Raw genomic sequence first — 21768 nt, 5'->3', positions numbered from 1 at the left:
AGGAAAGACCGTCGTGAGCAATCGCATGTGGGGTGGGCGTTTCGCCACAGGTCCGGGCGCCATCATGGAGGAGATCAACGCCTCCATCGATTTCGACAAGAAGCTCTGGCGCCAGGATATCCGCGGTTCGCTCGCCCATGCGGCCATGCTGGCCGAGACCGGCATCCTGACGAAGGACGATGTCGCGACCATCATCGCCGGCCTCAAGGAGGTCGAAGGCGAGATCGAGAGCGGCGCCTTCACGTTTTCGCGTGCGCTCGAAGACGTCCACATGAACGTCGAGTCCAACCTCAAGGACAAGATCGGCGCCGCCGCCGGCCGGCTGCACACCGCCCGCTCGCGCAACGATCAGGTCGCAACCGACATGCGGCTGTGGGTGCGCGACACGCTCGACGAGATCGACGGCCAGATGGCCGATTTGCAGCAGGCGCTCGCCGAGAAGGCCGACAGCTATGCCGGCGCGGTGATGCCGGGCTTCACCCATCTGCAATCGGCGCAGCCGGTCACCTTCGGCCATCACCTCCTGGCCTATGTCGAGATGCTCGGCCGCGACCGTGGCCGTGTCCGCGATGCCCGCGCGCGCCTCAACGAATGCCCGCTCGGTGCGGCGGCGCTCGCCGGCACCTCGTTCCCGATCGACCGGCATATGACGGCGAAGGCGCTCGGCTTCGACCGCCCGACGGCGAACTCGCTCGATTCGGTCTCGGATCGCGATTTCGTGCTGGAGACGCTTTCGACGGCCTCGATCTGCGCGATGCACCTGTCGCGCCTAGCCGAGGAGATCGTGCTCTGGGCGACGCCGCAATTCGGCTTCGTCAAGCTCTCGGACGCCTTCTCGACGGGGTCCTCGATCATGCCGCAGAAGCGCAACCCCGATGCGGCCGAGCTGGTGCGCGGCAAGGCAGGACGCGTCTTCGGCGCGTTGCAGGCGCTGCTGACCATGATGAAGGGCCTGCCGCTCAGCTATTCCAAGGACATGCAGGAGGACAAGGAAGGCACTTTCGACGCCCTCCAGACGCTGTCGCTCTGCCTCGCCGCGATGGCCGGCATGATCCGCGACATGCAGCCCGACCTCAAGGCGATGAAGAAGGCGGCGGGTTTCGGCTACGCCACCGCGACGGACCTCGCCGACTGGCTGGTGCGCGTGCTCAAGATGCCGTTCCGCGACGCACATCATGTCACCGGCCGGCTCGTCGGAATCGCCTCGGAGAAGAAGGTTGGGCTGGAGAAGCTCTCGCTCGCCGAGATGCAGGCGGTGGAGCCCAAGATCACCGAGGCCGTCTTCGCCGTTCTCGGCGTCGATCAGTCGGTCAAGAGCCGCGTGAGCTATGGCGGCACGGCTCCGGCCAATGTCCGCAAGCAGGCGCGGCGCTGGCTGAAGCAGCTCGCGAAGTAGTGCGTCATGCTCGGGCTTGCCGAGCATCTCTTGCAGGGGATTCTCGGGCCGGCGCTGCGCTTGCCCGAGAATGACGCTTCCGGAAGCCTCGCGCTGCGCCGCATCCTCCGCTACTGTCCCGCCACGCTTCGTTCCGAGGGTTCGCTTTCGTGCTTGATTCCCGCCTGAAATTCGGCCGCGCCCTGCTGGTCGTCGGCCTTCTGGCCGTTGCACTCGCCGCCTGCGGGCGAAAGGGGCCGCTCGAGGCGCCGCCGAATGCGACGGGCGCGCTCGATCTGCCCGACGATCAGGTCGGCGCCCAGGAGAACGATGTTTCCTCCTACGGTTCGGCCTCGGTGCTGGCGAAGCCGGTCAAGGCCAACAAGGCGATCGTCGTGCCGAACAAGCCGTTCATCCTCGATCCGCTGATGTAACGATCATTTTTGCTGCCGCGTCGGTTTCGCGCGTCATGCTCGGGCTAGACCCGGGCATCTCCTGAGAGAGATTCTCGAGCCTGCGTCTCGCTGCGCCCGAGAATGACGGCGGGTGCACCGCGTCTATCATTGCGAGCTTAACCCATGCATCATTTCGCCTATCGCGACGGCTCGCTCCATGCCGAGGGCGTCGATCTCAAGCGCATCGCCGACGAGGTCGGCACGCCCGTCTACGTCTATTCCACCGCGACGATCGAACGGCACTACAAGCTCTTCGCAGCGGCGATGAAGAAGAACGCCGGCAAGACCCATGTCTTCTACGCCATGAAGGCCAACGGCAATCTCGGCGTGCTGAAGACGCTGGGCGCGCTCGGCGCCGGCATCGACACGGTCTCCGAAGGCGAGGTGCGCAAGGCGCTCGCTGCCGGCATCCCGCCGGAGAAGATCGTGTTCTCGGGCGTCGGCAAGAGCGAGCAGGAGCTGCGCTTCGCGGTCGAGGCCGGGCTCTACCAGATCAATATCGAGAGCGAGAGCGAGCTCGACCTGCTGTCCAAGGTCGCGGCTTCGCTCGGCAAGCGGCAGGAGGCCGTGTTCCGGGTCAATCCCGATATCGGCGCCGGCGGCCATGCCAAGATCACGACCGGATCGTCGGAAAACAAGTTCGGCGTCTCCTTCGAGGAGGTCGGCCGGCTCTATGCGCGGGCGGCCAACATGCCGGGTGTCCGGATCATGGGGCTCGCCGTCCATATCGGCAGCCAGATCCGCGAGATCGATGCCTTCGAGGCGGCCTATTCCAAGATGGTTGCGCTGGTCGGCTCGCTGAAAGGCGAGGGGCACCGCGTCGACCGGCTCGACCTCGGCGGCGGGCTCGGCATCCCCTACGACATCCCGAAGACCTTCGACTACGGGCCGGGGCTGATCGATGCCTATGCCGAGATGGTCGGCAGGGTGACGAAGGGCCTCGATGTCGAGCTCGGCTTCGAGCCGGGCCGCCTCATCGTCGGCAATGCCGGCATCCTGCTGACGCGGGTACTGCACCTCAATCCGCGCCCGACCAAGCAGTTCCTCGTCGTCGACGCGGCGATGAACGACCTCGTCCGGCCGGCGATGTACGAGGCCTATCACGAGATCTGGCCGGTGACGGAGCCTGAGATCGGCGGGCCCGAGGTTGCCTATGACGTCGTCGGGCCGATCTGCGAATCCGGCGACACCTTCACGGCCGGCCGGGTTCTGCCGCAGCTCGGGCGGAACGATCTCATCGCCTTCATGACGGCCGGCGCCTACGGCGCCTCGATGTCTTCGACCTACAACCAGCGGCTGCTGATCGCCGAGGTCATGGTCAAGGGCGACGACTATGCCGTGACTCGGCCGCGCCAGAGCTATGAAGACCTGATCGGAACCGACCGGCTGCCCGGCTGGTTTGCGTAAATCCGTGCGTCATTCTCGGGCTTGACCCGAGAATCTCATGACCAGCGGGCTCTGGTTTCGGAGATGCTCGGGTCAAGCCCGAGCATGACGGCGTGTGCGTCCGTTCACGAAACGTCGAGCGTGGTGCAAAGACCGTCTTCGCACTGGCAATGCCACATTCCCGTGTTAGCCTGACCCGGTCAGGCAAGTTCAGACAGGAATGGGAGCCGCCCGGAGCGATGGCATGAGCGAGGCAGAGCGCCGCAAGGCGCCCGATACGATCGACGGCATCCGGCAGCGGCTTCGCCGTCTCGCGCTCGCCTCGCGGGTCTCGCTCGGCTGGGAGCGGCTCTGGCCGCGGCTGTGGCTGACGCTCGCCGTTTTCCTCGCCTTTCTCGCCGTATCCTGGTTCGGGCTGTGGACGCATCTGCCCTGGTATGGGCGGCTCATCGGCGTGCTCGCCTTCACAGCGGCGCTGATCGGCAGCCTCTGGCATGTCGCGCGGCTTGTCCTGCCGACACATCGCGATGCGCTCACGCGGCTCGATCGTTCCTTCGCCGGGGGCCACCGTCCGGCCTCGGCGCTGGAAGACAACCTCGCCGTCGGCTCGGCCGACCCGGTGTCGCAGGCCCTGTGGAAGCTGCATGTCGAGCGCCAGAGCCGGCAGGTCGCGTCGCTCAAGGTCGCGCCGCCGCAGCCGCGCATGGCCGGGCACGACAAGCTGGCGCTACGCGCCGTGCCGCTGCTCGCCGCCATAACCGCCTTCTTCGTCGCCGGCCCTGAGGCGACGCAGCGCATCTCCGCCGCCTTCGACTGGAGGGGCCCGCCGGGCAGCGCGCCCTCGACGCGCATCGATGCCTGGATCGACCCGCCGGCCTATACCCGCCTGCCGCCGATCCTGATTGATTTCAACAAGCTCGCCAGCCCCAATCTCAGCGCTCCCGAGAAGTCGGTCATCGTCGTGCGCATCGCCGGCAAGACCAATATGGACGTTGCCACGACCGGGCGGCTCGAGCTCCTCAAGCCGGAGGCGAAGGAGGGCGAGGGCGGGGATGCCCAGCCCAAGGTTCCGCAGGCGAAGGATGCGGCCGCGGCGAAGCCGGCCCCGTCCGGGGCGCCGCAGCAGGCGGTGCTGGAGAAGCGCTTCACGCTCGCCGGAAACGGCACGCTGAAGCTCACCGGCAGCGGCGCGCCCGGCGCGACGCTCCACATCACCGCCATCGCCGACCAGCCGCCGACCATCGCCTTCACCGACCCGCCGAAGCCGGTGACCGGCGCGCAGTCGGGCGGCCTCGCCATCACCTACAAGGCCAAGGACGACTATGGCATCGCCTCGATCGAGGCGACGGTCTCGCGCCCTGATCCGACTGCGGCCGGGCGTTCGCTGGTCGAGCCGCCGAAGCAGAACCTCGCCGTGCCGCCGCCCTCCGCCGCCGAAGAGGAGATGAAGAGCACGGTCGATTTCTCGGCCCATCCCTGGGCCGGCGCGAAGGTCCGGATGGTGCTGATCGCCAAGGACGAGGCCGGCCAGGAGGGGCGGACCGAGCCGATCGAGGTCTTGCTGCCGCAGCGCACCTTCACCAAGCCGCTGGCCAAGGCGCTGGTGGAGCAGCGGCGCAAGCTCGTCATGAACGTCGAGGACCGTTCCAAGGTGCAGCTCGCCATGGACGCGCTGATGATCGAGCCTGACCTCTTCATGAAGGAGACAGGCGTCTATCTCGGCATGCGCATGCTGGGCGAGCGGTTGCGCCGATCCGGCAGCGACGATGAATTGCGCGAGGTTTCCGAGCTGATGTGGGCGATGGCGCTGCAGCTCGAGGACGGCGACATGTCCGATGCCGAGCGGGCGCTGCGGCAGGCGCAGGAGAACCTGCAGCAGGCGCTGGAGCGCGGCGCCTCCGAGGAGGAGATCAAGAAGCTGACCGACGAGATGCGCCGGGCCATGGACAATTTCATGCGCCAGCTCGCCGAACAGATGATGCGCCAGCAGCAACAGAACGGCGACCAGAACCAGGCGCAGCTGCCGGAGAATTTCCGCACGGTGACGCCGCGCGACCTGCAGAACATGCTCGATCGGATCGAGGAACTCTCCAAGCGCGGCGACATGGCCGAGGCGCAGCGCCTGATGGAGCAGCTCAACCAGATGCTCAACAATCTGCAGATGGCGCGCCCTGGCCAGCGCGATCCGCGCCAGAACCAGATGAACCAGGCGCTGGGCGATCTCGACAGGATGACGCGCGACCAGCAGAACCTGCGCGACGAGACCTATCAGAACGAGCAGCGCCGGCAGGGCCAGGGCCAGACCCAGCGCGGCCAGCGGCCGGGCCAGCAGCAGGCGCGGCCGGGCCAGCGTGGCCAGCAAGGGCAGCAGGGACAGCAAGGACAACGCGGCCAGCGTGGCCAGCAACCCGGCCAGCAGCCGGGCGAGCAGGGTGAGGATGGCGAAGGCGGCGAGGGCATGCAGGGCCAGAACGGCCAGGGGCAGGGCCTCTCCCAGCGCCAGCAGGCCTTGCGTGAGCGGCTGCAGGATCTGCAGCGGCGGATGCGCGGCATGGGCGCGCCGCAGAACGGAGAACTCGGCGAGGCCGAGGACGCCATGCGCGATGCCGAGCAGCAGCTCGGCCAGGGACAGGGCGAGGGCGCGCTCGATGCGCAGGGCCGCGCCCTCGATGCGTTGCGCCGCGGCGGCCAGAATCTCGCCCAGCAGATGCAGGGACAGCCCGGTGAGGGCGAAGGCGAGGGACAGGCCTATGGCGAGCCGGACGGACGCCAGCAGGGCCGCCCTTCGGCGCAGCAGCGCGGCAGCGAGGATCCGCTCGGCCGGCCGCAGCGCCAGCGCGACTGGGCCGATGGCCGCGTCAAGGTGCCGGGCGCCGATGAGAGCGCGACCCAGAGGGCGCGGCGCATCCTCGAAGAGCTGCGCAAGCGCCTCGGCGATCCGCTGCGGCCTGCCGAGGAACTGGATTATCTGGAGCGGCTGCTCCGGCGGAATTGACACCTGCTAGGCGCCGCCGAGCCGTCATGCGCGGGCTTGACCCGAGGATGACGGAGACCTGTTTCGTCTGGTCACGAGATTCTCGGGGGTGCGCTTCGCTTCGCCCGAGAATGACGCGTTCTCGCTAAGCCTTCTTGCCCCCGCTGCTCGCCACCAGCGCGCCCACCACGATGAGCGCGCAGGAGGCGCCGAGCAGCCAGCTCGCCGGGGCATAGCCGAAGAGTACGAGGATCAGCGTCGAGAGCACCGGCGCGGCATAGGAGGCAACGCCGAGCAGCGCGACGTCGCCCTGCTTCATGCCGATGTCCCAGACGACGAAGGCGAGCCCGATCGAGCCCAATCCAAGGCCGAGCACGCCGGCCCATTCCGTCGCCGTCAGCGACCAGAGCGTGGTCTCGAAGGCAAAATGCACGGCGAGCGCCGGCACGGCGCAGCCCAGCATGGTGACGCATAGACTCTCCGAAGGCACGCCCGCGAAGCGCCGCGAGGCCACCGAATAGCTCGCCCAGACGAAAGCGCCGAGCGCCGCGAGAACATGGCCGAGCGCGATCCCGCTGCCCGTTCCGAGCCCGCCGGAGACCAGAAGCCCGGTTGCGACGAGGCCGATCAGCGCGCCGATGAGGTGGCGAGGCTTCAGGCCACCGCCCGGCAGCAGCGCCGCGAAGAGCACGATCAGCAGCGGCCAGAGATAGTGGATCAGGTTCGCCTCGGCCGGAGGGGCGTTCTTCACTGCCGCGTAGTACAGGGCGGTATCGCCGAAGGGGCCGTAAAGTCCGAGGGCGAAGGAGGCGGGCGTCGGCCGGATGCGGGAGAGCTCGCCGCGCAAGGCGGTGATCGCGAGGATCAGCAGCCCGCCGATGACGAAGGTCATCGCCACAAGCTGGAAAGGCGGAACGCGCCCCGACATTGCCGTGAAGAGTGCGAGCGTCGACCAGAGCAGGATCGCGCAGAAGCCGATGAGGGTGGCGGTGCGGGAGGTCATGGGAGGAGCCGGGCTTCGAAACAGGGCGGCGGTAGCAGATTTGTTGCGCCTTGCCGATGGGTCGGCGCCAGGCGGTGTGCAGTGAGCGCGGGGGAACTCTCTCCCGGCGGTAGAAGTCACGGGAAGAGGCGGCCGTTGGGATTGGTTCTGACCTTGCCGCGCGCCGCCGAAATGGAGCGCTCTACCGGTCCGATGGCCAAAGCCTCAGCCCTACTCCGCTCCTGACAGAAAAGGGGGTCCCCCCGTTTACCTTGGGAAAGGCGCATGCGAATGATGAGTTCTGCTGCGCCGCAGCATGGCTTCGGTGCCATGGGCGCCATGTTCCTGGCGCCGTGCCGGGGCGTTGACCGCGTCGGCAAGGAGGATCATTCCTCGAAAATGACCTCGATCCCGCTGCAATCCGTCACTCGCCGTCCGTTGATGCCGGTTCTGGCCGCGCTGAGCGTCGCACATCTGCTGAACGATCTCGTCCAGTCGATGATCCCGGCGCTCTACCCGCTGATCAAGGACGCCTATCAGCTCGATTTCGTGCAGATCGGCCTGATCACGCTCGCCTTCCAGGTGACCTCTTCGCTGCTGCAGCCGCTGCTCGGTTATGTCACCGACCGCAGGCCCTGGCCCTATGCGATGGTCGCCGGCATGTGCGCGACGCTGTCGGGGCTGCTGCTACTCTCATTTGCTCACAGCTACGGCGTCGTGCTGATCGGCGCGGCGATGATCGGCTTGGGCTCGGCCGTGTTCCATCCCGAGGCCACGCGGATGGCGCGCCACGCTGCCGCCGGCCGGCAAGGGCTGGCACAGGGCGTCTTCCAGGTCGGCGGCCATGTCGGCTACGCCATCGGCCCGCTGCTGGCTGCAATGATCGTGGTGCCGCGCGGCCAGGAGAGCCTGTCCTGGTTCTCGGGCGTGGTGCTGGTGGCGATGCTGGTGATGGGCTGGCTCGGCTCGCGCTATTCGGCGATGCGGCGCGAGCAGAAAGCATCCCCGGTGCATGCCGAGGAGATTGCGAGCCATGGCCTGCCGCATGGGCGCGTGCTGCTGGCGATGGCGGTGCTGGTCGTCCTGCTGATCTCGAAGAACGGCTACACCGCCGCCTTCACCTCCTACTACACCTTCTATCTGATCGAGCGCTTCGGCATCACGCTGCAGCTCTCGCAGATCATGCTGTTCCTCTATCTCGTCGTCGGCGCGGCGGGCGTCATCCTCGGCGGCATGATCGGCGACCGCATCGGCCGCGACCGGGTGATCTGGCTGTCGATTCTCGGCTCGCTGCCCTTCGCGCTGATCCTGCCCTATGCCGATCTGTTCTGGACGGGCGTGCTCAGCGTCATCATCAGCTTCGTCATGGCGAGCGCCTTCTCGGCGATCCTGATCTACGCGATCGACCTCGTGCCGCACCGCGTCGGCCTGGTCGGCGGATTGTTCTACGGCCTGTCCTTCGGGCTGGGCGGCATCGCCGCGGCCGGCATCGGCGCGCTGGCCGACCAGATCGGCATCATCCAGGTGTTCAAGATCTGCGCCTGGCTGCCGGCTGTGGGCCTGCTGACCTTCCTGCTGCCGAAGGGCAAGCGCCAGGGCTGAGCGGCGCGGCTCGGTGTCGAACGTTTTGCAGGGCCGCCGGCATTCCCGGCGGCCCTGACGCATTGAGCCCACATTCGGCCGCTAGCCCTCTTTGCATCCGGCCGATTGCTGCGGCCGCTGCGGAGAGGTTGGCCGATGCTGGTTCAGATCGGAACACTGATCGCCGCGACGAGCCTGGTGCAGCTCGCGAACGGCTTCTTCAACACCTTCCTGTCCTTGCGCGTGACGCTCGAGGATTTCGGCCCGGCCGCGACCGGCATCGTGCTTAGCGCCTATTTCATCGGCTTCACCATCGGCGCCGTGACCAGCGGCGGAGTGATCCAGCGCGTCGGCCATATCCGCGCCTATACGGCCTTCGCCGGCCTCGTGGTCGTGGCGACCGCGCTGATGCCGCTCTGGACCTCGGCGTTGGTCTGGGCGGGCTGCCGGGTGGTGATCGGGATCGGCTGCGTCGGGCTGTTCGTCACCACCGAGAGCTGGCTGAACGCCAAGGCGGTGCCGGACCAGCGCGGCCGCGTCTTCTCGACCTATATGGTCGGCACCTTCCTGGCGCTGGCCATCGGCCAGCTCGCCATCGCCGGCCTTACGATCCAATCTGCCGGTGCGTTCCAGGTCATCATCGCGCTCTTCGCGTTGGCGCTGGTCATGGTCAGCACGACGCGGGCGGAGGCGCCGGGCCTCGTGCCGGAAGCGACGCTGCGCTATGGCGAGCTGACGCGGCAGGCGCCGATTTCCGTGATCGGCTGCGTCGTCAGCGGCATCATCACCAGCTCCTTCTATGCGCTGGTGCCGGCCTGGATGCTCAGCAACGGCGTGCAGCAGCAGACCATCGCGCTGTTCATGCTGGTCGCGGTGCTCGGCGGGCTGGCGCTGCAGGTCCCGGTCGGGCGCCTGTCGGACCGCAACGACCGCCGCCTCGTGCTGGCGGGGCTGGCCGTCGGCTATGCGGCGGCCGTCGTGCTGCTGCTGGCGATGCCGCGTTCGCTCGCGACGGTGCTGCCGGTCGCGGCACTGCTCGGCGGCTTCATGTCGACGCTCTATCCGGTCTGCGTCGCCCATGCGCTGGACCGGATGCCGGCGGACCGCGTGGTGGCGGTGAGCGGGCGGCTCATCCTGGTCAGCGGCTTCGGCTCGGCGCTCGGGCCCATGATCGGCGCCGGCATCATGGCGCGCTTCGACATCGACGGGCTGCTCTACTTCATGGCCGCTATCGCGCTGGCGCTCGCCGCCTTCGCTGGTTTGCGCATGCGGATGCGCGAGGCGCCGGACAAGGTCGAACGACCGTTCGAGGTCATCGATCCGCTCAATCCACCGATCGCGCAGGAGCCGGAGGCGACCGAGATCGACGGCACGCCGCGCCCCGTCATGGCCTGATTGATAAGCAAAACCGCCGCCCGTTGCCGGGCGGCGGTCCTAAACTATTGATAGAGCACGCGTGCTCCGGTCAGGCCATGAACTGGCCGCCATTGGCCGAGAGGGTGGAACCGGTGATGAAGCCGGCATCGTCGCTGGCCAGGAACACCACCGCCCGCGCGATCTCCTCGGGCTCGCCGAGGCGCCCGACCGGGATATGCGGCAGGATCGACTTCTCGATCACGGCCGGATCGATCGCCTTCACCATCTCGGTGGCGATATAGCCGGGGCAGATCGCGTTTACCGTGATGCCGGCCCGCGCGCCTTCCTGCGCCAGCGCCTTGACGAAGCCGATGTCCCCGGCCTTGGCGGCGGAGTAGTTGACCTGGCCCATCTGGCCCTTCTGGCCGTTGATCGACGAGATGCAGATGACGCGGCCGAACTTGCGCGCGCGCATGCCCTCCCAGACCGGGCGGGTCATGTTGAAGAGCGAGTTGAGATTGGTGTTGATGACGGCGTCCCACTGATCCTTGGTCATCTTGTGGAACATGCCGTCACGCGTGATGCCGGCATTGTTGACGAGCACGTCGACAGGGCCGAGATCGGCCTCGACCTTGGCGATGCCGGCGACGCAGGAATCGTAATCCGAGACGTCCCATTTATAGGTCTTGATGCCGGTCTCGGCGGAGAACTTGGCCGCTGCCTCGTCATTGCCGGCATAGCTCGCCGCGACATTGTAGCCGGCCGCCGTCAGGCCTTTCGAGATCGCAGCGCCGATGCCGCGCGAGCCCCCCGTAACCAGCGCTACTTTCGTCATAGCCATTCTCCCTCTTTGTGAAGACCTGCGCGGCTTGCTGCCGTCATTGTTCGGACAGTTTCAGGGTGGGCGAGTACGGCTCGTCCACATCCTTGATAATGGCCTGGCCGCAGATGACGCGGCCTTGCGTTGGGTCAAAGGTCAGCGTCGGCTGGCCGTAGAGACACCAGCCCTAGCTCAAGGCCTCGCTGACCCGATGACAGAACGAGGCGTCATCGGGGCCGGTGAGATAGCGATAGAGCGTCGTGCGCTTCGCCATCGGCAGGTGCTTCTCAGCGCTCGACCGCCATGGCGACGCCCATGCCGCCGCCGATGCAGAGCGTGGCGAGGCCCTTCTTGGCGTCGCGCTTGGCCATCTCGTGCAGCAGCGTCACCAGCACGCGCGCGCCGGAGGCGCCGATCGGATGGCCGATCGCGATGGCGCCGCCATTGACGTTGACGATGTCGGGGTTCCAGCCGAGGTCCTTGTTCACAGCCAGAGCCTGCGCCGCAAAGGCCTCGTTGGCCTCGACGAGATCGAGGTCGCCGACCTTCCAGCCGGCCTTCTCGAGCGCCTTGCGGGTCGAGGGGATCGGGCCGGTGCCCATGATCGCCGGGTCGACACCGGCGGTCGCCCAGGAGGCGATGCGGGCGAGCGGCGTCAGGCCGCGGCGGGCCGCTTCCTTGGCGGTCATGATGACGAGAGCGGCGGCGCCGTCGTTGATGCCGGAGGCGTTGCCGGCGGTCACCGTGCCGTCCTTGGAGAAGGCGGGCTTGAGCTTCGCCATGGCCTCCAGCGTGGCGCCATGGCGCGGATACTCGTCGCTGTCGACGACGATGTCGCCCTTGCGCGTCGAGATGGTGAAGGGGACGATCTCGTCCTTGAAGCGGCCGGCCTTCTGGGCGGCCTCGGCCTTGTTCTGCGAGGCGACGGCGAAGCGGTCCTGCTCCTCGCGGCTGATCTGGTACTTGGTCGCGACGTTCTCGGCGGTCGTGCCCATATGGTAGCCGTGGAAAGCGTCCCAGAGCCCGTCCTTGATCATGGTGTCGACGAACTTGACGTCGCCCATCTTGGTGCCGTTGCGCAGATAGGAAGCATGCGGCGCCAGCGACATCGATTCCATGCCGCCCGCGACGATGATGTCGGCGTCGCCATTGGCGATCTGCTGGAGGCCGATGGCGACGGTGCGAAGGCCTGAGCCGCAGAGCTGGTTGAGGCCCCAGGCGGTCTTCTCCTGCGGGATGCCGGCGGCCATGGCGGCCTGGCGGGCCGGGTTCTGGCCCTGGCCGGCGGCGAGCACCTGGCCGAGGACGACCTCGTCGACCTCGCCGCCCTCGACCTTGGCGCGCTTCAGCGCTTCCTTGATCGCGGCGGCGCCGAGCTCATGGGCGGGGGTGTTGGCGAAGGCACCGTTGAAGGCGCCGACCGCCGTGCGCGCAGCGCTGACGATCACGATATCTGAATCTGCCATGAGAGTGTCCTCACTTGTTGTTGCTGCTGCACCGCTCCCGCCGATGCACCATTCCCCGCCACCTTCGAAGCCTGTTGCGACGCCGTCAAGACGGGTGAGCAGCGAATTCGAGACCGCGACGGCGCGTGCGTGGTTGTGGGGAGGCGACGAAAGTCGCAGACCGCGCCTCACTTCCGACAGATTTTTGCGGCGCGCGCTCAAAGAGCTTGCGGTGCAGCACCGACAGTCTATCGTCGGGACAGGGAGACCGCTCCGCCGAGCATGCCGGAATCAACCGTGGCCGCGGAACAACGTCAAGTAGGACCGATGGCTAGCGAAAAAGAACCAACCGTCATCAAGAAATACGCCAACCGGCGTCTCTACCACACAGGTACCAGCTCCTACGTCACCTTGGAGGATCTCGCCGGTCTGGTGCGCGCGGGCGAGGATTTCGCCGTCTACGACGCGAAGTCCGGGGAGGACATCACGCGTTCGGTGTTGGCGCAGATCATCTTCGACGAGGAAGCCAAGGACGGGCAGAACCTGCTGCCGATCGCTTTCCTGCGGCAGCTCATCCGCTTCTATGGCGACAGCATGCAGGCGCTGGTGCCGCGCTACCTCGAATTCTCGATGGACAATTTTACCCAGGACCAGAACAAGTTCCGCGAGCAGATGGCCAAGGCCTTCGGTGGGACGGCGTTCGGCGGCAATGCGCTCGACGCCATCCAGGCGCAGACGCGTGCGAACATGCAGATGTTCACCGAAGCGTTCCGGTTGTTCAATCCGTTCACCGCGGCGGCCCAGGCCCGTCAGGAGGCCGAAGGCGCGAAGCCGGCCGCCGCCCAACCCGGCGGGAACGAGATCACCGATCTCAAGCGCGAGCTCAACGAGATGCGCGAGCGTCTCGACAAGCTGTCCCGCACGCGCTGAGCCGCTTCGGACGAATTTGAGCCGCGCCCTCGCAGGAGAGGGCGCGGCTTTTCATTGCCCAATGAGGATCGATGCGGCGGGTGCCCCGGCAGGGCGGAATCTGACATCGGCGAAAGCTGGCCGTCAGGCCTGACGCGCGCGACGCTCTGACGTTGGGAGATTTCCGGCAAGCAGACCTTCGCCGCCGGGCTACGGGTCGGCCCTTGGCGGGCGTTCTCGGCTGCGGTTCTCCAGAGGCCCTTCCGCCGGGTTTGCGCGCCGATCCAAGCGGCCTTCATTCACGCGCGCAGGTCGTTGTCGTGAAGCGCAATGCGAGCCTCGCGCGCGAGATCGATGAGAGAGGCGCAGAACATCAGCAAGGCTGCGATGAACAGGAGCGCGACGCCATATTCATGGGCGAAGTGCAGGAATGCACTGATGAAGGCTACGATGATGATGAGCGCCGTCAATATTGCGGACACGATGGCGCAAAACAACGCTCTATTTAAAAGCGCGGCCCGGTGTCTCAGGCGAGGCAGGTCGGCCCGGAGGAAGGATTTCGAGGAATCGCTTTCGGGGATGGAATGGATGAACTGCGAGCGGTCGATCACGCGGTTGATCCGGACCATCAGCAACGAGATGAAAGCGGCCACGGCGCCCAGCAGGAATGCCGGGGCCGCGACATTGGCGATGATGCGGCCGAGCTGATCGATCGAAGGCGTTACCGGCAGCAGTTCCGTCATGCTTTGCACGTTGCGACCACCGGTGGACCGATCGGTGAAGATGGGGCGCCTATTGCAGCGGCTCGATTTTCGCCGCCATGTCGGGGGCGAAGCTCACCCGGTACGTCGCGTTGCCGCATTTGAGAATCCACACCGCATGGTCCGGCCTGGAGCGCTCCGCGTCTCGCGTCGCGTTAAGCGCCTTGTCGCACGCAAAACCCTGCGTGCGGATTTGTGCGGCGATCATTTCCGGCGGCAGGTCTTCGGCTGCCTGTGCCGCCGGAAACACCCAGCCCGATGCGCTTCCGGTCGAGCCCGGGCCCGCGGCCAACGCGAAACCGACGGCGCTGAGGCCGGCGATCCAGCAGGCCCAGACTGGCAATGTACCGCGATGCTCCATATTGCCTCCAGTTCTACGGGTGCCGATTGGCCGGAATGGTGATTGTGGCCGCCGGCGAACCCGGCGGCGCGTGATCGGCTGCGCCTGCTGCGCGGACGCCGCAACCGGCGCCGTCGATGTCGAAAACAGGGCGGGGATAATCGCACGGAGGCTCATCTGATGACCTCTCTGCAAAGGTGCGCAAGCGCGCGAATACTGCCATCGGGGGGTACATATCGCAACGTCAGCCGGCCGCGAGCTTCCGGCGCTGTGCCTGCTGCGCCGGCGCATGCAGCTCGGCACGGCCGACGAGGTGCCCTTGCAGATAGGTCACGCCCCAGTCACGCAGCATGGCGGCCTGCATCTCGTCGTCGACCCATTCGGCCACCGTCTCGACGCCGAGATGGCCGGCGAGATCGATGAGCGTGCGAACATAGAAGCGGTCGTCGGTCGAACGCCGCAGATTCTGCGTGAAGGCGCCGTCGATCTTCAGGATGTCGATCGGGAAAGCGCGCAGATGGCGCAGCGAGGTGTGACCGGCGCCGAAATCGTCGATGGCGATGCGCGCGCCCTGCGCCTTGATGCCTCCGAGCAGCTTCGCCACCCGCATCGGGTTCTCGATCGTCGCGGTCTCCGTGACCTCGACGATCAGGCGTGAAGCTTCGCTTCTGGCGGCAGCCGTGCAGGCCACGAAGGCGTCGAACCATTCCGGATCGGTCAGCGAGCGGGGAGAGACGTTGACCGACAGCACCAGGGCGGGGTCGTCGCACAGCATGTCCATGGCGAGCTCGAGCACGCGATGGTCGAACAGCCGTACGAGGCCGCGCCGTTCCAGCATGGGGATCAGCTCGGCCGAGGAGAAGTAGAGCCCGGTCTCGTCCTGGCCGACCCGCAGCAGCGCCTCGTGGAAGGCCGGTTCGCGCGAGCCGGCCCTGACCACGGGCTGCAGGGCGAGCTGCACGCGCCTCTCGTTCAGGGCCGCGATGGCCTGCACGTCGAAGCCCATCTGGTCGGACGCCGCTTCGCGGCGCGGGCGCGGCTTGGCGGTGACGGCGGTGTCGATGGCGCCGGCGCGAGCTGCGGCCAGGGCTCCCTCGGCCGCGGCCAGCAGCGAGCCGGCATGGGTTCCCAGCTCCGGTGCGCTGGCGGCGCCGACACGCAGGCGTACGAGCGCGATGCCGCGCGCGGTCTCGATCGCCGATTGGGCGACGATCTTGATGAAGCGCCGCGCGGCCGATTCGATCTGGTCCTGCGGGCAGCCGACCAGCAGGATCGCGAAACTGTTGCCGGCGTAGCGGACGAGATGGTCCCGCCGGCGCGTGACCGAGCGCAGCCGCTCATGCACGGTGCTGATGATCTCGTCGGTCGCCTCATGGCCGAAATCGTCGTTCAGGCGCGCGAGCTCGTCGATCGCCGCCACCAGGATCACGACGGGGCGCTCGGCCGGCGGCTGCTCCTTGAGCGCCGCGTCGATACGCTCCAGCAGGGCTGGGCGGTCGCAGAGTTCGTTGCCGAGGCGCTCCAGCTCGTCGGCCCGTGCGGCACGCTCGAGCCGGAGGATGCCGCGCGCGCGCGCCGGACGGCCATCAGTGCCGGCGAACCAGCGGCCGGTATCCTCGGCCCACATCTTGCGGCCGGCGAGGTCGACGGCATAGCGGGTGCGATAGATCACGCCGTCGCCCTGGTCGCGCTCGCTGGAACCGAAGATCGCATCATAGCGGCTCGGGCCGCTGCCGGGCTCGACGAGGCCGGCGAAGGCGAGGCCGCGCGCCAGCGTCGGTGCCGGGACCGGGCCCAGGACCTCGCCGACATTCGGGCCCCAGGTGAGCGCGTCGCTCTGGACGTCCCAGCCGTAAACCACTTCGCCGATCGAGGAGAGGATGCTGCGGGGGTCGACCGGGCCGCCGTTCTGGAAGCTGAAGATCGAAGGGGTGGGCATCGCTCGGCCTCAGAGGGATGGCCACGCAGCGCCGTCCTGGTGCTTCGTCGCCCGTCCGGATGGTAGGAAGTGCCTCGAAACGATGCGGCAATTTTGATTAACGCGCCGTTAAGGCTGGCCACCGGATTGCAGCTTGCACGCCGTCACATTGAGTTTGTGCCGGAGTGAGACATGGTGGAGGCCCGAGTTTGGCCGGGGCGCAATGCAGCCCATGTCGAGTCATCTGCGCTGCTGCTGCTGCAGGCTGCCGCAGCGCGGGCGGAGATCGGCCCTTTCGCGCGCAAGGGGATAACGACCCCGCAATCAGCCGCCGGGTGCTACCGGGCGGCGGCGCAGCTGCTGCCGAGGGGCCGGCTGCCACGGCCGCGCACGTCTCCCCGGGGCTGACGGAAAGCGCGCAAAGAAAAACCGGCCTCGCGGCCGGTTCGCATTGATCGTCGCTGGAGCGGCATCGCTGCCGCCTCCGGCTCAAGCCTCGGTCTTGACCTTGAGGACCTGACGGCCGCGATACATGCCGCTCTTCAGGTCGACATGGTGCGGACGGCGCAGCTCGCCCGAGTTCTTGTCCTCGATATAGGTGGGCTGCTTCAGCGCGTCGGCCGAGCGGCGCATGCCACGCTTCGACGGCGACGTCTTTCTCTTCGGAACGGCCATTGTACTCTCCATCGTGCCACCGTTCGGACGCAGGCCATAAGGCCACGCCTCCGCCACGGCGACGGATCAATCTCATGAGGCGTTGCCCATACACCGGCGAGGCGGCGATGGCTAGTGCAGAATCCGGATTTCTTCGGAATGACGGCGGGATCAGTCGGGAAGTGCGCAATCTCCGAGAGATCCCAGCTGCCCGAGTCGGCGCTGCGTGCGTGCCGCGGCCGATTGCAGCCCCCGGTTCGGCCGCCCGGGGTCGCGCAACAGGGGATTCGGCAGCGCCGCCGCCAGCCGCGCAGCTTCGGCGGGGCTGAGTCGCGCAGCGGATTTGCCGAAATAGCGCTGCGCGGCGGCCTCGGCCCCGAACAGGCCATGGCCCCATTCCGCGACGTTGAGATAGACCTCGATCACCCGCTGCTTGCCCCAGGCGAAGTCGATCGCCAGCGCCAGCGGAATCTCCAGCCCTTTGCGGATATAGGAGCGGCCGGGCCAGAGGAACACGTTCTTGGCGGTCTGCATGGTCAGCGTCGAGGCCCCGCGGCTGGGGCCGTCCTCATCCTCCAGAACGGCGTTGAGCTCGATCCAGTCGACGCCGCGATGGCTGCAGAAGCGCTGGTCCTCGGCGGCGATGACGGCGCGGATCAGATTGGGCGAGATCTGCGCCAGCGGCACCCATTCGCGTTCGACGGGGCGCAGCGTCAGCCAGCGAGCCAGCATCAGCGTCGAGGGAACGGGCACGACCCGGTAGAGCAGGATTGCCACGGCGAGGAGAAGGAGCAGCCAGCAGGCGAGCCTGACGCAAAGGCCGATGAACCTGCCCAGCACGTTGCTTCGCCCTCCTCGCCGGTCGATCGGCCGATCCGTGATGTCCTGCGTCATGGCGGCGCAGCTTGACGATGCCGCCATCGTCCGGCAAGGCCCCCGTCCCGGCAGCGAACGCGAGATCCGCGCATGAGTTCCGTCACCACTCCGGCCAGCCATGGCGACCTCGACCGGCGGCTCGCGCAGAATGCCGAGGCCATCGAGGCGCTGCTCGCGGCGCTGCTCGCGTCCAAGCCGGCCGAGGGAGAGATCGCGCGCCCGCCACGCCTCGTTGCGGCGATGCGCCACGGCGCGCTCGGCGGCGGCAAGCGCCTGCGCCCCTTCCTGACGGTCGAGACGGCCCGCCTCCTCGGCGCCGCTCCCGAGCAGGGACTGCGGGCAGGCGCAGCCGTCGAACTGCTGCATTGCTATTCGCTGGTCCATGACGACCTGCCGGCCATGGACGACGACGATCTGCGCCGCGGCCGGCCGACGGTGCACAAGGCCTTCGACGAAGCGACCGCGATCCTGGCCGGCGACGCGCTGCTGACGCTGGCCTTCGAGGTTCTCGCCGATGAGGCGACCCATCCTGACGGCGCCGTGCGGGCCGCGCTGGTGAGCGCGCTGGCGCGCGCCTCCGGGCTCGGCGGCATGGTCGGCGGCCAGATGCTGGACCTCGCCGCCGAGGGACGGTTCGAGGCGCAGCGCGGCTCGCTGTCGGAGGCCACGATCCGCCAGCTTCAGGCGATGAAGACCGGGGCGCTGCTGGCTGCCAGCGTCGAGATCGGTGCGCGCCTCGGTGGTGCCGATGCGGCGGCGCTGGCGGCGCTCGGCCAGTACGGCCGCGCGCTCGGCGCGACCTTCCAGGTCGCCGACGACATCCTCGATGTCGAATCGGACGCCGCCCGGATGGGCAAGGCGACGGCGAAGGACGAGGACAAGGGCAAGGCGACTCTGATCGGCGCGCTCGGCCTCGACGGCGCCAAGCGCGAGCGCGACCGGCTGAGCGAGGCTGCGGTGGCGGCGCTTGCAGGTTTTGGCCCGCAGGCGGATGTGCTCAGGGCAGCCGCGTGCTTCGCGGCGCAGCGGAAAAGCTGACGGTATTGCGCCGTCATGCTCGGGCTTGACCCGAGCATCTCTTGCGGAAGGAAACGGTGGCTTCGCTTGTCTGGCGATCCTCGGGTCAGCGCTTCGCTGCGCCCGAGGATGACGGCTCGCTTACCGCCAGCGGTTGAAGGCGTCAGTCAGCGTCTGGCTGCCCGAAACACCCTTCTCGAAGGTGATGATACCTCGCCGGCCCGAGGTGAACAGCACGGGGATATCGATCCAGCTGCGGTTGAGGATCAGATCGATGTTGCGCTCGACCTCGACCGGCACGTTGGACAAGGCGGCGACGAAGAGATTGTCACCCAGCGCCGAGTTGATGGCCGAGAGCGGTGCGCCGCGCTCGCCTTCCTCGGTCTTGAACTGCGGCACGCCGATTTCCTTGATCGCCTTCGACGCCGGGTCGCCGCTGTTGGTGAAGCGCAGTCCGATGATGTGCGAGGCGGGGAAGGCGGAATCCGTGTTGCGGCGGACGGTGAAGTCGAGATTGAGCCCGGCATCGGGAATCTCGACGGTGGCGCGCACGATCGTCTCGACCGGACGGCCCTGGCCGGCGCTCTCACTGTCGAGGCGCCAGAAGACGCGGCCGGTGACGGCCCGGGGCTGCTGCGGGTTCTCGGGAGCCTCGGTGTAGAGGATGGCGCGCTGGGCGACGGCGATCTCGCCGCCCGGCTGCGGGACCGGAACGCCCGGGGAGGCGCTCGCCGTATTGCTGCCGGTCCGGCCCTGGGCCGGCTCGCCGACGCGGTCGGCGATCTTGCCGTTGCCTTCAGGCTGGGCCGGCTGCGCCTGCTGGGTGCTCGCCTCGCCGTTCGGGCGGGCTGCGTCCTGCGGCTTCAGCTTGTGGACATAGATCGCGGTGGCCGCGATCGCCGCGACCGCGATCGCGACGACGCCGCCGACCACGGCGGAACGGATATGGCCGGGCTTTACCCGGGATTCGCGCGGCGGCTGCACGCGCGGGCGGGCGGCCTGTGGCGCGGCCGGCTCAGGCAGCGGCTCGCCCTCATCCTCGCCGGCGGGGGCGGGCAGCGGGGCGAATGCCGGCTGCTTCTTGGGCTCGGGCGGGCGCGGCGGCTGCGGGGAAGTCTCGACAGGGCGAATCACGGGACCTTCGGCGACCGGCTGCTCGGCCGGTGCCACCTCGTAATCCGCCTCGATCCGGGCGACGGCCTCGTCGAGCGCCAGGCGCTCGCGCATGATCTCGGCCTCGCTCAGCGGCGGGTCGAGGCCGCGCAGCTGCGCGACCAGGGCCGTCCGCGCCCGGTCGTAGATGGAGCGGCGCGTCTCGGCGGAGTTGTCGGGCAGCCCGGCGACGGCACGCGCCAGGATCGGGTAGAAATCGGCCATTGGCCTCACTTGTCGCTGATGACGGGCCGCGTCAACCCTCGAAGGGCAAGCTCACCCTTCGAACGGATTGTGGACGAGGATCGTGTCGTCGCGCTCCGGGCTCGTCGAAAGCACGGCGACGGTGGCGCCGATCAGCTCCTCGATGCGGCGGACATATTTGATCGCCTGCGCCGGCAGATCGGCCCAGGAGCGGGCGTTGGCGGTCGAGCCATGCCAGCCTTCGATGGTCTCGTAGATCGGCTCGACGCGGGCCTGGTCGGCCTGGCCGGCGGGCAGGTGTTCGAGGATCTGCCCGTCGAGCTTGTAGCCGACGCAGACCTTGATCTCTTTGAAGCCGTCGAGAATGTCGAGCTTGGTGAGGGCGATGCCGTCGATGCCGGAGGTCTTGACCGTCTGGCGGACGAGGCACGCGTCGAACCAGCCGCAGCGGCGCTTGCGGCCGGTGACGACGCCGAATTCCTTGCCCTTCTGGCCGATCAGCTCGCCGATCTCGTCGAAGAGCTCGGTCGGGAAGGGGCCTTCGCCGACGCGGGTGGTGTAGGCCTTGGCGATCCCCAGCACGTAGCCGACGGCGGAGGGGCCGAGGCCCGAGCCGGTCGCAGCCTGGCCGGCGACGATGTTCGACGAGGTGACGAAGGGGTAGGTGCCGTGGTCGACGTCGAGCAGCGCGCCCTGCGCGCCTTCGAACAGGATGCGCTTGCCGGCGCGGCGCTGCGCATCGAGGAGTGCCCAGACCGTGTCGGCATAGGGCAGTACCTCGGTGGCGATCGCCTTGAGCTGGGTCAACAGCTCCTTGGCGTCGACCTCGCCGATGCCGAGGCCGCGGCGCAGCGCGTTGTGGTGGGCCAGCAGCCGCTCGATCTTGGCTTCGAGCAGGGCAGGGTCCTTGAGGTCGATGACGCGGATGGCGCGGCGGCCGACCTTGTCCTCATAGGCCGGGCCGATGCCGCGCTTGGTCGTGCCGATCTTCATGCCGGCATTCGAGGTCTCGCGGAAATGGTCGAGCTCGCGATGCAGCGGCAGGATCAGCGTGGCGTTGTCGGCGATGCGAAGGTTATCCGGCGAGATCGCGACGCCCTGGGCGCGCAGCCGGCCGATCTCCTCGACGAGATGCCAGGGATCGACGACGACGCCGTTGCCGATGACCGAGAGCTTGCCCGGACGGACGATGCCGGAGGGCAGCAGCGAGAGCTTGTAGGTGACGCCGTCGATGACGAGGGTATGGCCGGCATTATGGCCGCCCTGGAACCTGACCACGACATCGGCCTGGCTGGAAAGCCAGTCGACGATCTTGCCCTTGCCCTCGTCGCCCCACTGGGCGCCGACCACCACAACATTCGCCATGAGCGAGGTTTCCCTGCTTGTTCCGCGTTGACCGCGCAAGCACCCACGGAAATGCAAAACCCCGGCGCAAGGCCGGGGTTCGGGGCAGGTCCTTGCAAGCCCTCATGGGCCAATGTGGTCCGCAGGTCAAGGTTTCATGGCGCGGGAGCCTTGATCTTGCGGGACAAAACACCGGAGCATGGCGGGTCTGCAGCATCT

18 protein-coding genes and 1 pseudogene are annotated in these 21768 nt (G+C 67.7%); 8 read left to right on the top strand and 11 right to left on the bottom strand.

Annotated features, from left to right (window positions below):
* The first annotated feature begins 13 nt into the window (after positions 1-13).
* From argH to AC1DE3_RS05520, 4 genes are all read left to right on the top strand, one after another.
* Complete coding sequence (gene argH, locus AC1DE3_RS05535; RefSeq protein WP_476852165.1) at positions 14-1396, top strand: argininosuccinate lyase; 1383 nt, start codon at positions 14-16, stop codon at positions 1394-1396.
* Positions 1397-1545: 149 nt separating this feature from the next.
* On the top strand, positions 1546-1809 hold the full coding sequence (lptM, locus tag AC1DE3_RS05530) for an LPS translocon maturation chaperone LptM (protein WP_476852164.1): 264 nt from the start codon (positions 1546-1548) through the stop codon (positions 1807-1809).
* A 144-nt stretch (positions 1810-1953) separates the two neighbouring features.
* Positions 1954-3237 carry a diaminopimelate decarboxylase gene (lysA, locus tag AC1DE3_RS05525; protein WP_476852163.1) on the top strand — a complete coding sequence of 428 codons (1284 nt, stop codon included), beginning with the start codon at positions 1954-1956 and terminating at the stop codon, positions 3235-3237.
* 223 nt (positions 3238-3460) lie between these two features.
* A complete protein-coding gene (locus AC1DE3_RS05520) occupies positions 3461-6211 on the top strand; it encodes a TIGR02302 family protein (protein WP_476852162.1) in 2751 nt (916 codons plus the stop codon).
* Positions 6212-6335: 124 nt separating this feature from the next.
* Here the strand turns inward: AC1DE3_RS05520 and yddG are convergent, their stop codons facing one another.
* Positions 6336-7193 carry an aromatic amino acid exporter YddG gene (gene yddG, locus AC1DE3_RS05515; RefSeq protein ID WP_476852161.1) on the bottom strand — a complete coding sequence of 286 codons (858 nt, stop codon included), beginning with the start codon at positions 7191-7193 and terminating at the stop codon, positions 6336-6338.
* A 378-nt stretch (positions 7194-7571) separates the two neighbouring features.
* On the opposite strand from yddG, the gene AC1DE3_RS05510 reads away from it, so the two are divergent.
* The gene (locus tag AC1DE3_RS05510) at positions 7572-8774 is read left to right on the top strand and encodes an MFS transporter (RefSeq protein WP_476796819.1); all 1203 of its coding nucleotides are present in this window, start codon (positions 7572-7574) and stop codon (positions 8772-8774) included.
* A 135-nt stretch (positions 8775-8909) separates the two neighbouring features.
* The gene (locus AC1DE3_RS05505; RefSeq protein ID WP_441510415.1) at positions 8910-10148 is read left to right on the top strand and encodes an MFS transporter; all 1239 of its coding nucleotides are present in this window, start codon (positions 8910-8912) and stop codon (positions 10146-10148) included.
* A gap of 70 nt (positions 10149-10218) precedes the next feature.
* Here AC1DE3_RS05505 and phbB read toward each other — a convergent pair whose 3' ends face one another.
* The 3 genes and pseudogenes from phbB to AC1DE3_RS05490 all read right to left on the bottom strand — a co-directional run bounded on the left by phbB (position 10219) and on the right by AC1DE3_RS05490 (position 12395).
* Positions 10219-10944 carry an acetoacetyl-CoA reductase gene (phbB, locus tag AC1DE3_RS05500; RefSeq protein WP_476852160.1) on the bottom strand — a complete coding sequence of 242 codons (726 nt, stop codon included), beginning with the start codon at positions 10942-10944 and terminating at the stop codon, positions 10219-10221.
* A 43-nt stretch (positions 10945-10987) separates the two neighbouring features.
* Positions 10988-11203 (bottom strand): annotated as a pseudogene (locus AC1DE3_RS05495) (DUF1737 domain-containing protein).
* 13 nt (positions 11204-11216) lie between these two features.
* Positions 11217-12395: an acetyl-CoA C-acetyltransferase gene (locus AC1DE3_RS05490; RefSeq protein WP_476780249.1), complete on the bottom strand. Its 1179-nt coding sequence runs from the start codon at positions 12393-12395 to the stop codon at positions 11217-11219.
* 306 nt (positions 12396-12701) lie between these two features.
* On the opposite strand from AC1DE3_RS05490, the gene phaR reads away from it, so the two are divergent.
* Positions 12702-13304, top strand: coding sequence for a polyhydroxyalkanoate synthesis repressor PhaR (gene phaR / locus AC1DE3_RS05485; protein ID WP_476852159.1), 603 nt, complete (start codon positions 12702-12704; stop codon positions 13302-13304).
* Between the two features lie 278 nt (positions 13305-13582).
* On the opposite strand, the gene AC1DE3_RS05480 is transcribed toward phaR, so the two are convergent.
* The 5 genes from AC1DE3_RS05480 to mtgA form a co-directional block, all read right to left on the bottom strand.
* Positions 13583-14026, bottom strand: coding sequence for a DUF2721 domain-containing protein (locus AC1DE3_RS05480; protein ID WP_441510411.1), 444 nt, complete (start codon positions 14024-14026; stop codon positions 13583-13585).
* Between the two features lie 49 nt (positions 14027-14075).
* Positions 14076-14561 (bottom strand): hypothetical protein, encoded by a 486-nt coding sequence (locus tag AC1DE3_RS05475; RefSeq protein ID WP_476852158.1) that lies wholly within the window; start codon positions 14559-14561, stop codon positions 14076-14078.
* A gap of 67 nt (positions 14562-14628) precedes the next feature.
* The gene (locus AC1DE3_RS05470) at positions 14629-16323 is read right to left on the bottom strand and encodes an EAL domain-containing protein (RefSeq protein WP_476852157.1); all 1695 of its coding nucleotides are present in this window, start codon (positions 16321-16323) and stop codon (positions 14629-14631) included.
* Positions 16324-16791: 468 nt separating this feature from the next.
* Positions 16792-16977 (bottom strand): 50S ribosomal protein L32, encoded by a 186-nt coding sequence (rpmF, locus tag AC1DE3_RS05465; RefSeq protein WP_054143317.1) that lies wholly within the window; start codon positions 16975-16977, stop codon positions 16792-16794.
* A gap of 150 nt (positions 16978-17127) precedes the next feature.
* The gene (gene mtgA, locus AC1DE3_RS05460) at positions 17128-17796 is read right to left on the bottom strand and encodes a monofunctional biosynthetic peptidoglycan transglycosylase (protein ID WP_441510408.1); all 669 of its coding nucleotides are present in this window, start codon (positions 17794-17796) and stop codon (positions 17128-17130) included.
* A 126-nt stretch (positions 17797-17922) separates the two neighbouring features.
* Between mtgA and AC1DE3_RS05455 the strand changes: the two genes are divergently transcribed.
* Positions 17923-18870, top strand: coding sequence for a polyprenyl synthetase family protein (locus AC1DE3_RS05455; RefSeq protein ID WP_476852156.1), 948 nt, complete (start codon positions 17923-17925; stop codon positions 18868-18870).
* Positions 18871-18990: 120 nt separating this feature from the next.
* Here the strand turns inward: AC1DE3_RS05455 and AC1DE3_RS05450 are convergent, their stop codons facing one another.
* Both AC1DE3_RS05450 and AC1DE3_RS05445 read right to left on the bottom strand, forming a co-directional pair.
* On the bottom strand, positions 18991-20226 hold the full coding sequence (locus AC1DE3_RS05450; protein ID WP_476852155.1) for a histidine kinase: 1236 nt from the start codon (positions 20224-20226) through the stop codon (positions 18991-18993).
* Between the two features lie 51 nt (positions 20227-20277).
* Complete coding sequence (locus AC1DE3_RS05445) at positions 20278-21570, bottom strand: adenylosuccinate synthase (protein ID WP_441510405.1); 1293 nt, start codon at positions 21568-21570, stop codon at positions 20278-20280.
* Between the last annotated feature and the right edge of the window lie 198 nt (positions 21571-21768).

The organism is Allobosea sp. 10L417, from assembly GCF_056395485.1.
Note: the sequence above shows the minus strand (reverse complement) of the source record. Positions and strands in the feature narration are given on the sequence as shown.

Bases quoted from the DNA above. Each gene is read 5' to 3' on its own strand.
- lysA (WP_476852163.1), top strand. From the start codon at position 1,954: ATGCATCATTTCGCCTATCGCGACGGCTCGCTCCATGCCGAGGGCGTC.
- AC1DE3_RS05520 (WP_476852162.1), top strand. From the start codon at position 3,461: ATGAGCGAGGCAGAGCGCCGCAAGGCGCCCGATACGATCGACGGCATC.
- yddG (WP_476852161.1), bottom strand. From the start codon at position 7,193: ATGACCTCCCGCACCGCCACCCTCATCGGCTTCTGCGCGATCCTGCTC.
- AC1DE3_RS05510 (WP_476796819.1), top strand. From the start codon at position 7,572: ATGACCTCGATCCCGCTGCAATCCGTCACTCGCCGTCCGTTGATGCCG.
- AC1DE3_RS05505 (WP_441510415.1), top strand. From the start codon at position 8,910: ATGCTGGTTCAGATCGGAACACTGATCGCCGCGACGAGCCTGGTGCAG.
- phbB (WP_476852160.1), bottom strand. From the start codon at position 10,944: ATGACGAAAGTAGCGCTGGTTACGGGGGGCTCGCGCGGCATCGGCGCT.
- AC1DE3_RS05490 (WP_476780249.1), bottom strand. From the start codon at position 12,395: ATGGCAGATTCAGATATCGTGATCGTCAGCGCTGCGCGCACGGCGGTC.
- phaR (WP_476852159.1), top strand. From the start codon at position 12,702: ATGGCTAGCGAAAAAGAACCAACCGTCATCAAGAAATACGCCAACCGG.
- AC1DE3_RS05480 (WP_441510411.1), bottom strand. From the start codon at position 14,026: ATGACGGAACTGCTGCCGGTAACGCCTTCGATCGATCAGCTCGGCCGC.
- AC1DE3_RS05475 (WP_476852158.1), bottom strand. From the start codon at position 14,561: ATGAGCCTCCGTGCGATTATCCCCGCCCTGTTTTCGACATCGACGGCG.
- AC1DE3_RS05470 (WP_476852157.1), bottom strand. From the start codon at position 16,323: ATGCCCACCCCTTCGATCTTCAGCTTCCAGAACGGCGGCCCGGTCGAC.
- rpmF (WP_054143317.1), bottom strand. From the start codon at position 16,977: ATGGCCGTTCCGAAGAGAAAGACGTCGCCGTCGAAGCGTGGCATGCGC.
- AC1DE3_RS05455 (WP_476852156.1), top strand. From the start codon at position 17,923: ATGAGTTCCGTCACCACTCCGGCCAGCCATGGCGACCTCGACCGGCGG.
- AC1DE3_RS05450 (WP_476852155.1), bottom strand. From the start codon at position 20,226: ATGGCCGATTTCTACCCGATCCTGGCGCGTGCCGTCGCCGGGCTGCCC.
- AC1DE3_RS05445 (WP_441510405.1), bottom strand. From the start codon at position 21,570: ATGGCGAATGTTGTGGTGGTCGGCGCCCAGTGGGGCGACGAGGGCAAG.